The sequence below is a fragment of the Sphingobium sp. TCM1 genome (assembly GCF_001650725.1).
GTDB lineage: Bacteria > Pseudomonadota > Alphaproteobacteria > Sphingomonadales > Sphingomonadaceae > Sphingobium.
This window is the reverse complement of sequence record NZ_LXVX01000039.1, coordinates 115,176-125,075: the sequence shown is the minus strand read 5'-3', so window position 1 is coordinate 125,075 and position 9,900 is coordinate 115,176. Positions and strand designations below refer to the sequence as shown.

Here is a 9,900-nt window from a genome sequence, read left to right as displayed (position 1 = left end):
AAACGAAAGGATGCTGCGCTGTTACGCCGCCTGCCTCTGTCCCGGCCGGCCCAGTTCCATGTCCATCAATATCTGCACGGACCGCACCGCGCTGCAAAAGGCGCAGGCGACCGCGTCGCTGCACGCATGGACGACCGGCGCGATCCGCCTGCCCTGCAACAGGTTGATGAGCATATTCTCGTCCTCGGACAATGATGGCCCCCGGCCGGTCGCCAGCCGTCGGCCGAGCGCGGTTTCGGTCAGCGCCATCAGGCTGTCGATCGCGGGGAGCAACTGCGCCCAGCCATGATGGCCGAGCCGCGCATGGAGCCGCGCCAGCACGGGCTGGCCTGCCCGTCGTGCCGCGCTCCAGCAGCGCACGGCTTCTAGGAAGAGATAGAGCGCCGCCGGGCTATGGCGCGCGATCAGGGAAGAAGGATGCGTCATGGGATAGCCTTTCGTGAAGCCTGTCCCCCTTGTCCGGCCGCTCGTTCTCTGCGGAACGAGTCGTGCCGCCAGTCTGTTAGGGCGCTGTTATGTCCGTAAAATTTCACCGGCACAGGGGATGCGACACGGGGCGGGCGAAATTTGCGCCCGGTTGTCGTGCGCCAGCGGCTTGACGAACGGCCATTTCCTCAAGAAGGACGGCGGTTCGACAAAATCCGGGCGAGCGCCTAGATGGGATGTTCCTGCCGCCGGGCCGGAAGAGTGGAGAAGCAATCATGCGCGCCGAAGCGCAGCAATATATTGACCGCATCGACGCCGCGCTGGACCTGCTGCGCCGTTTCCTCGACTGGGACCGGGCGCTGCGCCGGCTGGACGAACTGAACGCGCGCGTCGAGGATCCGACCCTGTGGAACGACCAGAAGGCTGCGCAGGAGGTGATGCGCGAACGGACCCGGCTGGACGGGGCGATCGGCGCGACCCGCCGGATCGAGCGGGAAAAGACCGACAATGCCGAACTGATCGAGATGGCCGAGGCCGAGGGCGATGAGGACATGGTCGCCGAGGCCATTGGCGCGCTCAAGACGCTGGCCGACCGCGCCGACGAGGACAAGATCAAGGCGCTGCTGGCCGGGGAAGCCGACGCCAGCGACACCTATCTGGAAATCCACGCGGGCGCGGGCGGCACCGAAAGCCAGGACTGGGCCGAAATCCTCAGCCGCATGTATCGCCGCTGGGCCGAACGGCGCGGCTTCAAGGTGGAGCTGGTCGACTATCAGGCTGGCGAAACCGCCGGCATCAAGTCGGCGACATTCCTCATCAAGGGCGAGAATGCCTATGGTTATGCCAAGACCGAAAGCGGCGTCCACCGCCTGGTCCGCATCAGCCCCTATGACAGCGCCGCGCGCCGCCACACCAGCTTCTCGTCGGTCTGGGTCTATCCGGTGATCGACGACAATATCGATATCGAGGTCAAGGAAAGCGACCTCAAGATCGACACCTATCGCGCCTCGGGTGCCGGTGGCCAGCACGTCAACACCACCGACTCCGCCGTCCGCATCACCCACGTCCCCTCGGGCATCATCGTGGCGTCTCAGAATGACCGGTCGCAGCACAAGAACCGCGCGACGGCCATGAACATGCTGAAGGCGCGCCTCTACGAAGCCGAACTGCGCAAGCGCGAGGAAGCGGCGTCGACCGACTATGCCGCCAAGACCGAGATCGGCTGGGGCCACCAGATCCGCTCCTATGTGCTCCAGCCCTATCAGCTGGTGAAGGATCTGCGCACCGGCGTCACCTCGACCGCGCCCGACGACGTGCTGGACGGCGCGCTCGATCCCTTCATGGCGGCCGCGCTCAGCCAGAAGGTCACGGGCGAGAAGGTCGATGTGGAGGATGTCGACTGATGGTTCGGGCGGCATTGGCGGGCGCGCTTGTCCTGCTGGCCGCCTGCGATCAGCTGACCGGCGGCAATGAGGCCGAGCGTCCCGCCGCCGCACAGGATTTTCCCCGTGCCGACCGCCCGGTCGCGCCCATCGTGTCGACCCGCTGGTCGAGCGAGGAAGCCCGCGACCGCGTCAACGAGGCGGACGACATCATGGACCGGGCCGATGTCCGCCCCGGCATGACGGTGGCGGATCTGGGCGCAGGGGAGGGCTATTACACCGTCCGTCTGGCCGATCGCGTCGGCGCGAAGGGCCGGGTGTTGGCGGAGGATATCCTGCCCGAAGTGATCGAGGCGCTGTCGCGCCGCATCACCCGCGAGAAATGGGACAATGTCAGCGTCAAGCTGGGCGCACCCGAAGATCCCCGGCTGCCCCGGGACAGTTTCGACCGCATCTTCATGATCCATATGTATCACGAGATTTCGGAGCCTTATGCCTTCCTCTGGCATCTCAGTCCTGCGCTGAGGAAGGATGGCGAACTGATCGTGGTCGATGCCGACCGGCCGACCGACCAGCATGGGACGCCGCCGCGCCTGCTCGCCTGTGAACTGGCCGCCATGGGCTTCCGCATGGAGGAACTGGTCCCCAAGCCCACTGCCGGCGGTTATTTTGCGCGCTTTCGGCGCGTCGCTGCGCGCCCGGACCCGGCCAGCATCGTGCCCTGCGCGCTCAACGACGGGAAAGGTTAGCGGCCTCGCCGCCACCGCCGGAACAGCGACAGGCCCAGTATTCCACTTCCCACCACCGCCGCGATCGCCCCGCCTGCGGACGCCAGCGCCCAGGCGCCGGCTACGAGCAGGCCCGTCAGGAAATCGACGATGATGAGGGTCAGGTGTATCATTTCCGGAACAAGACGGCACTAATGGCCGAGTTCCTTGGCTTCCTGATATTTCAGTTCCAGAAACCGGTTCTGCGTCGCCAGCTTGTCGAGGTCGCCGCTGGCCAGAGTCTCGCTCATGCGCGCAATTTCGGCGTCGATGACGCCCAGCCCCTCGACCAGTTGCTTTTCGGGCACGCGGCCGTTGCGCTCCTCGCGCCGCAGCGGTTCGGGAATCGACTGATAGCCGGTGACGAGTTCGGGCAGATGGTCCGACAGCAGCCGGCGGATTTCCAACGCAGCCGGCTCCTGTTCGCCCAGTCGCTCCAGCTGCGGCGCCAGCGTCTCCAGCCGCACCCCGATGCTGTCCACCAGCGTGACGGCCGGAGCGGGCAGCGCCTTGCGCTGGTTCTCCAGCCAGATTTCGGTCTTGAGCGGCAGGGCGGCGAGTTCGGTCGCGGCGAGCGTTTCCGTCTTCACCCGGCTTTCCGTCGGCATGAGCGCGATCAGCAGCACCGCCGCGATCATCACGCCCAGCGCGATCATCACGCCGGTAATGCCCAGCGGCAGGATGAAGCCCGCCACCGCGCTGCCAAGTACTACAGCCAGCACCGCCCAGAAGGCATATTTGACCTTGCGCATCAGCCCGGCATTGCGCCGCTGGCGCGCGCGCGCCGACAGGCTGCGCCCGCGATCGCTATGGCGACGCAGCACCGCCTCGGCATCTGCCAGCACGCGTTCGGACCGGCTCACAGCATCCGCCTCCGTTTGCTTCTCATGTATCGATAAGCGGCTGGCGCCGTGCCTACGTTGCTCGACTGCGCCCGAAACGAGCCGATGATGCCGGCGATCATCTTCACCCCTCGATCGCGCTCAGCAGCGGGTTGTCCGCCCGCACTTCCTTGGCAGCCTGCGCCTGTCCCTCGGCGCGGGCGATATAGCCCTTGGACTTTTCGACCTCGTTCGACAGCGTGTTCACTGTCGTTTTCATGTTTTCGAGCGCCTTGAGCTTGAACGTGTCGATATTGTCCATCGTGTCGTAGATATTCTGGAAGGCGCGCTGGAGCGTTTCGATGGGAATAGTGCTGGACGCGGCCTGCTCGTGGATCTGCGCGGTCTGGCTTTTCAGCAGCTCTCCGGTCCGGTCGATCATGTTGGCGGTGGTGGTGTTGAGCGCGGTAATCTGCTCCAGCACCAGCCTCTGCCCGACCAGCGCCTGCGCCACCGTCACCGCAGTGCGCAGCGCGGCGACCGTGGTGGTGCTGGCCCGGTCGACGCCCTTCACCAGCTCGACATTGTTCTTCTTGACCAGGTCCAGCGCCAGATAGCCCTGCACCGTGACCGCCATCTGGGTCAGCAGATCCTGCGTGCGCTGGCGGATGTAGAAGAGCGCGCTGTCGCGGATCGCCTTGGCCTTGGCCGGGTCGGTCGCGTCCAGCTCCAGCGCCTTGGACTCCAGCCGGGCGTCCATGGTCTTGCTGATGTGGATCATCTGCTCCAGACGGCCCATGGTCGCCCACATATTCTGCCGCTCGACATCGATCGCGGCATTGTCCTTGATCAGCGTGTCCTTGCCACTGGCGAGGCTGCCGAGGATCGCGTTGATGTGGCTCTGCGCGCTCTTGTAGCCGTCGAAATAGTCGCGCATCCTGTTGCCGAAGGGGATGATGCCGAACAGCTTCTTGCGCGCCATCAGGTTGCCGCGCTTGCCGGGGTCCAGATCCTCCACCGTGCGGCGCAGTTCGGCCAGGTCCGCGCCGACCTTGGTGTCGCTGTCCATTGCGCGGACCGGCCGGTCGAGGAAACGGTTGGAGTGGCCCGCCGCCTCGGCGATTTCCTTGCGTCCCATGTTGGTCAGCTGGTCGACCCGCGCCCCGAATTCGGGCGAATTGGCGTCCTGCGCGACCAGGTCCGCGACGAAGGCGTCGACCTTCTCGTCCAGCCTGGACTTCTTCTCGTCCTCGATCGGCACAAGGCCTGCCGCCTTTTCCGGCGAGACTGCGGGCACCGGGTCGGGCGGCGTCAGGTTCAGCGTGTCGCCACCTGCTGATGCAGTAGCGGTCGTGGTGGGCGCGGTGCTGGCCATATCATCTCCCAATGACAAATCGCACAAGCTGTCATATGTGACTATAACAGTGGCGCTTCAATGGCGAATATGGCGCGGCCCCGCGCCCGATGCAATCAGCGCGTCCCTTCCGCGTAGTAACGCTCCATGTCGAGCCGCATCTGGTGCAGCGCCTCCGGGTTGAGGTAGATCATGTGGCCGGCCGGATAGTATCGGAACTGCAAATTCTGCCGCAGCTTCGGCTCCAGCATCATGTGCTTGAGGTCACGTTCGGTCGAAAAGAAGGGCGTCGCCATGTCATAATAGCCGTTCAGCGACAGCACGCGCAGATGCGGGTTGGTTCGCATCGCGGCGCTCAGGTCCGCGGTCACGTCGGCGACATTCTGTTTGCCGCCTTCGGGCGCCTGATGGCTCCAGTCCCATTTGAAATCGCCGCCCTCGCGCGCGCTCAGGCGATAACTGAGGTCGGTCTTGTAGCCGATCTGGCGCGTCACCTGATCCAGGAAGCTGCCGACATAGAGGCCCGTGATGCTGGTGCTGGACGGATCATATTCCGGTTCCTCGCCCGCCGCATCGGCATCGATGCCCTTGTAGCGGCTATCGAAGCGGCCGATCGTCTCATGGCCCTCGCGCAGCAATTCCTTGCGGAAGCGCGACAGGCTGACGCGCAGGTTGGCGCGCTTGAGATACTCGACCGACAGGCCGGTGAAGCGGCTCAACTGCTGCGCGATCTGATCGGTTTCCTGCGGGCTGATGTCGGACCCCTTGAGCAGCGCGGTGGCATAGGGGCCATTGGCGAAGACGCGCGATTCCTCGACGAACGCCTCCAGGCTTTCGGGGCGGCCGCCCGGTACGCGGTTATGATACCAGGCGGTCGCGGCATAGCTGGGGATATAGCCGACATGGATCGCGTCGAAGCCCGACTGGCGCACGCCATAATTCATGATCGACGACAGCAGCACCACGCCGTTCAGCGCCAGTCCGCGATCCTCCAGCTGATAGGCGAGCGCCCCCGACCGGGTCGTGCCATAGCTTTCGCCGAAAATATATTTGGGGTCGCCCCAGCGGCCATTTTTGGTCGTATAGCGGATAATCGCCTTGGCGAAGGCGTCGACATCCTGGTCCACGCCATAGAAATCGGACGGCTTGGCGTCGCCCAGCGGCCGCGAATAGCCCGCGCCGATCGCGTCGAGGAACACCATGTCGGTGCTGCCGATCAGGCTGTCATTGTTCGGGCCGACATCGAAGGGGGCGGGCTTGACCGCTTCGGGATTGCCGGTGCGGACATGTTCCGGCGCGAAACTGCCCATGCGCAGCCAGAGCGAGGAGGAACCGGGGCCGCCATTGTAGAAGAAGGTCACGGGGCGGTTCTTTCCCGCCGCCGTGTAGGCGGTGTAGAACATGCTCGCGACCGGCTTGCCCTTTTCATCGCGGATGGTGAGCGTGCCCGCGGTCTGGGTGTAGGGGATGGACTTGCCATCGACGCGGGCCGTGCCCTTGCTGCTCTGGGTCACTTCCTCGACCGGCGCGCTGGCCCAGTTGGCGGCGACCTGTTCGGCCACCTTGTCGGCATGGTGTTTCGCAGCGTCCGGAGCGTCCTTCTGCGCCAGGGCCGGGGCGGCAAGCGCGATGAGGGAGGCGAACGAAAGGGTAGCGGCAGACCGCATGAAGGCTCCTTGCAGGATATGGTATATTGTCAGCGACGCGCGGCACCATAGAAAGCTGGTCGCGCGGGGCAAGGGGCAATTGCACTGATGTAAAGCAGTCTCAGGCCGGGCGCAGCGCTTCGATCACCGCCGCTATATCCTCGTCGCTATTGTAGATATGGGGCGAAAAGCGGATCGCCCCGCCCGCCAGTTTCGACGCGGCGGTGGCGATCTTCGCCTGCCACAGTTTCGCCCGCATCGCGGCCACGTCGCGGCCGGGAAAGGCGACGGTGATGACCGGCCCGGTGATCGCCGCCGCCCCGCTGCCGATGACCCGCGCGCCCGCCACGGCGGCCATCGCCTGCCGCATGGAGGCGGCCCGCGCCTGCGCCGCCTGCTCGATCGTTGCCTCGCCCACGCCGTCCAGTACGTCCAGGGTCGCGGCAAAGGCCATCAGCCTCGGATCGTCGCGTTGGCCCAGTATCTCATATTTCTGCGCCGTGTTCAGGTTGGCCGGATCGGTCAGCCAATAGCCATGGCTCATCATGATCGGCTGCAATTCCGCCTGCCGTTCGCGCCGTACATAGAGGATGCCGCCTTCCAGTGGTCCCATCAGCCATTTGTGCGTGCTGCCCGAATAGCTGTCGACGCCCAGCGCGGCGAGGTCGAGCGCCATCCAGCCGAAGGTCTGCGCCCCGTCAGCGTGCAGCCAGATATTCCGCGCCCGCGCCAGTTTCGCGATTTCCGCCACCGGATAGATGATGCCGCTGACATTGCTCATGTGCGACAGGAAGATGGCGCGCGTATTGGGCGTGACGGCGGCAGCGATCCCGTCCAGCAATTGCTGCGGCGATGTCGCCTCGACCGGCACCGGCACGACATGCAGGTCCAGCCCCTCCCGTTCGGCCCTCAGTTTCCAGCTGTCCCAGGTCGACGGATGATTATGGTCGGTCAGGATGATCCGGTCGCCGGCCTTGAGCGCCAGGCCCCGTACCGCAACCGTATTGGCCTCGCTCGAATTGCGGACCAGCGCGATCTCCTGCGCTGTGACCTTCAGCCGCGCGGCGATCCGCGCCCGCAGCGCGTCGGCGGCTCTGGGATAGAGCGCGCGCCGCTCGGTCGACGGATCGGTCTGGAAGGCCCGCGTCTCGCGTTCATGCACCGCCGCCACGCTGCGGAAGGTCGGGGCGATATTGGCCGCGTTGAAATAGCGGATGGCGGGATCGAGCAGCATTGCCTCGCGCAGCGCCGGCTTGCCGGCCGCGCTCAGCATCTCGGCCGAAAGCGCCAGTGGCGCGGCGGCGGCGGCCGCCTGCATCAGGGTGCGGCGGCTGATCGGCGGTCGGTCGGACATGCGCGTCTCCTTGTCTGGCACGGCGTTCGACGGATCGGGCGGCCCAACCCGCCATATCGTCCTTACCCTTGCCGCAGCGCGGCATTTCCTGTAGGGGCGCGCCCGATAGTCCTGGACAGGCGTGGTGCCGGCCGGGAGAACCCGAATCCCGAAGGCACAATATGTCCCTGCGTAATATCGCGATCATCGCGCACGTCGACCATGGCAAGACCACCCTAGTCGACCAGCTTTTCCGTCAGTCCGGCACCTTCCGCGACAACCAGCGCGTCGAAGAGCGCGCGATGGACTCGAACGACCTCGAAAAGGAGCGCGGCATCACCATCCTGGTGAAGCCTACCTCGGTCGAATGGAACGGCACCCGCATCAACATCGTCGACACGCCCGGCCACGCCGACTTCGGTGGCGAAGTCGAGCGCATCCTGTCGATGGTCGACGGCGTCATCCTGCTGGTCGATTCGTCGGAAGGCGCGATGCCGCAGACCAAGTTCGTGACCGGCAAGGCGCTGGCGCTGGGCCTCAAGCCCATCGTCGTCGTCAACAAGGTCGACCGTCCCGACGAGCGCATCCAGGAAGTGCTGGACGAAGTGTTCGACCTGTTCGTGACGCTGGAAGCCAATGACGAGCAGCTCGACTTCCCCGTTCTCTATGCGTCGGGCCGCAACGGCTATGCCAGCGAAGATCCGCAGCGCCGCGAAGGCACGCTGGAACCGCTGTTCCAGAAGATCGTGGACCATGTGCCGCCGCCGGCGCTGGACCAGGATGCACCGTTCAGCTTCCTCGTCACGCTGCTCGACCGCGACAATTTCCTTGGCCGTATCCTGACCGGCCGCGTCCAGTCGGGCACGGTCAAGGTCAACCAGCCGATCCACGCGCTGGACATGGACGGCAATGTGATCGAAACCGGCCGCGCGTCGAAGATCATGTCCTTCCAGGGTCTGGACCGCGTGCCTGTCGATGAAGCCAAGGCCGGCGACATCATCAGCCTTGCGGGCCTGACCGTCGCGACCGTCGCCAACACCATCTGCGACACGTCGGTCGCAACGCCCATCCAGGCGCAGCCGATCGATCCGCCGACCCTGTCGATGCGCTTTGCCGTGAACGACTCGCCGATGGCGGGCCGCGAAGGCAGCAAGGTGACGAGCCGCATGATCCGCGATCGCCTGGCCCGCGAAGCCGAATCCAACGTCGCCATCAAGGTGACGGAATCGGAAGACAAGGACAGCTTCGAAGTCGCCGGCCGTGGCGAGCTTCAGCTGGGCGTCCTCATCGAAACCATGCGCCGCGAAGGCTTCGAACTGGGTATCTCGCGTCCGCGCGTGCTGTTCGGCGAGGACGAGAATGGCAACAAGACCGAGCCCTATGAAACCGTCGTCATCGACGTGGACGATGAATTTTCCGGCACGGTCGTCGACAAGATGAACATCCGCAAGGCCGAGATGACGGATATGCGTCCCTCGGGCGGCGGCAAGACCCGCATCACCTTCTCCGCGCCTTCGCGCGGCCTGATCGGCTATCATGGCGAATTCCTGTCCGACACGCGCGGCACCGGCATCATGAACCGCCTGTTCGAGAAGTACGGCCCCCACAAGGGCAAGATCGAAGGCCGCAAGAATGGCGTGCTGATCTCGAACGGCGCGGGCGAAGCCAACGCTTATGCGCTGGGTCCGCTGGAAGATCGCGGCATCCTGTTCGTGGGCGTGGGCGAAGCGCTGTATGAAGGCATGGTGATCGGCGAGAATGCCAAGCCCGAGGATCTCGAAGTCAACCCGATGAAGTCGAAGGCGCTGACCAACTTCCGCGCCAGCGGCAAGGACGATGCCGTCCGCCTGACCCCGCCGAAGAAAATGACGCTGGAACAGGCCATCGCCTATATCGACGATGACGAAATGGTCGAAGTGACGCCCAAGACCATCCGCCTGCGCAAGCGCTATCTCGACCCGAACGAGCGCAAGCGCATGAGCCGCGCCAAGGCCGCCTGATGTTTCAGAGCGGCCCGCACAAGGCCGCCTGATGTTTCAGAGCGGCCCTGAACGAGCCGCCGCATGATCGCTGCCCGTCGAAAGGGGCCTGTGTGACGCCACGCAGGCCCTTTTTCGTGCCCCTGCGATATAAATGAGAACATCTCGCTTTTGCCGTCGCTGGCGCTAGAA

9 protein-coding genes are annotated in these 9,900 nt (G+C 65.0%); 3 read left to right on the top strand and 6 right to left on the bottom strand.

What is annotated here, in order from left to right:
* Positions 1 to 21: 21 nt before the first annotated feature.
* Positions 22 to 426: a hypothetical protein gene (locus A7Q26_RS21170; RefSeq protein ID WP_066864116.1), complete on the bottom strand. Its 405-nt coding sequence runs from the start codon at positions 424 to 426 to the stop codon at positions 22 to 24.
* 275 nt (positions 427 to 701) lie between these two features.
* Between A7Q26_RS21170 and prfB the strand changes: the two genes are divergently transcribed.
* Both prfB and A7Q26_RS21160 read left to right on the top strand, forming a co-directional pair.
* Complete coding sequence (prfB, locus tag A7Q26_RS21165) at positions 702 to 1,829, top strand: peptide chain release factor 2 (protein WP_066864113.1); 1,128 nt, start codon at positions 702 to 704, stop codon at positions 1,827 to 1,829.
* Positions 1,829 to 2,557 carry a class I SAM-dependent methyltransferase gene (locus tag A7Q26_RS21160; protein ID WP_066864110.1) on the top strand — a complete coding sequence of 243 codons (729 nt, stop codon included), beginning with the start codon at positions 1,829 to 1,831 and terminating at the stop codon, positions 2,555 to 2,557. Before prfB ends, A7Q26_RS21160 begins: the two co-directional genes overlap by 1 nt.
* On the opposite strand, the gene A7Q26_RS25740 is transcribed toward A7Q26_RS21160, so the two are convergent.
* The 5 genes from A7Q26_RS25740 to A7Q26_RS21140 form a co-directional block, all read right to left on the bottom strand.
* Positions 2,554 to 2,709, bottom strand: coding sequence for a hypothetical protein (locus tag A7Q26_RS25740; protein WP_198163015.1), 156 nt, complete (start codon positions 2,707 to 2,709; stop codon positions 2,554 to 2,556). The genes A7Q26_RS21160 and A7Q26_RS25740 overlap by 4 nt on opposite strands.
* 18 nt (positions 2,710 to 2,727) lie before the next feature.
* Positions 2,728 to 3,438 (bottom strand): hypothetical protein, encoded by a 711-nt coding sequence (locus tag A7Q26_RS21155; protein ID WP_066864108.1) that lies wholly within the window; start codon positions 3,436 to 3,438, stop codon positions 2,728 to 2,730.
* Positions 3,439 to 3,541: 103 nt separating this feature from the next.
* Complete coding sequence (locus A7Q26_RS21150) at positions 3,542 to 4,771, bottom strand: toxic anion resistance protein (protein ID WP_066864105.1); 1,230 nt, start codon at positions 4,769 to 4,771, stop codon at positions 3,542 to 3,544.
* Positions 4,772 to 4,866: 95 nt separating this feature from the next.
* On the bottom strand, positions 4,867 to 6,417 hold the full coding sequence (locus A7Q26_RS21145) for a S10 family peptidase (protein WP_066864102.1): 1,551 nt from the start codon (positions 6,415 to 6,417) through the stop codon (positions 4,867 to 4,869).
* 100 nt (positions 6,418 to 6,517) lie between these two features.
* Positions 6,518 to 7,750, bottom strand: a complete 1,233-nt coding sequence (locus A7Q26_RS21140) for an aminotransferase class V-fold PLP-dependent enzyme (RefSeq protein ID WP_066864099.1) — start codon at positions 7,748 to 7,750, stop codon at positions 6,518 to 6,520.
* Between the two features lie 161 nt (positions 7,751 to 7,911).
* Here A7Q26_RS21140 and typA point away from each other — a divergent pair, with 161 nt between their 5' ends.
* Positions 7,912 to 9,729 carry a translational GTPase TypA gene (typA, locus tag A7Q26_RS21135; protein ID WP_066864095.1) on the top strand — a complete coding sequence of 606 codons (1,818 nt, stop codon included), beginning with the start codon at positions 7,912 to 7,914 and terminating at the stop codon, positions 9,727 to 9,729.
* Positions 9,730 to 9,900 lie beyond the last annotated feature (171 nt).

Excerpts from the sequence above, each read along its gene's own strand:
- A7Q26_RS21170 (WP_066864116.1), bottom strand. The coding sequence starts at position 426 with ATGACGCATCCTTCTTCCCTGATCGCGCGCCATAGCCCGGCGGCGCTC.
- prfB (WP_066864113.1), top strand. The coding sequence starts at position 702 with ATGCGCGCCGAAGCGCAGCAATATATTGACCGCATCGACGCCGCGCTG.
- A7Q26_RS21160 (WP_066864110.1), top strand. The coding sequence starts at position 1,829 with ATGGTTCGGGCGGCATTGGCGGGCGCGCTTGTCCTGCTGGCCGCCTGC.
- A7Q26_RS25740 (WP_198163015.1), bottom strand. The coding sequence starts at position 2,709 with ATGATACACCTGACCCTCATCATCGTCGATTTCCTGACGGGCCTGCTC.
- A7Q26_RS21150 (WP_066864105.1), bottom strand. The coding sequence starts at position 4,771 with ATGGCCAGCACCGCGCCCACCACGACCGCTACTGCATCAGCAGGTGGC.
- A7Q26_RS21145 (WP_066864102.1), bottom strand. The coding sequence starts at position 6,417 with ATGCGGTCTGCCGCTACCCTTTCGTTCGCCTCCCTCATCGCGCTTGCC.
- A7Q26_RS21140 (WP_066864099.1), bottom strand. The coding sequence starts at position 7,750 with ATGTCCGACCGACCGCCGATCAGCCGCCGCACCCTGATGCAGGCGGCC.
- typA (WP_066864095.1), top strand. The coding sequence starts at position 7,912 with ATGTCCCTGCGTAATATCGCGATCATCGCGCACGTCGACCATGGCAAG.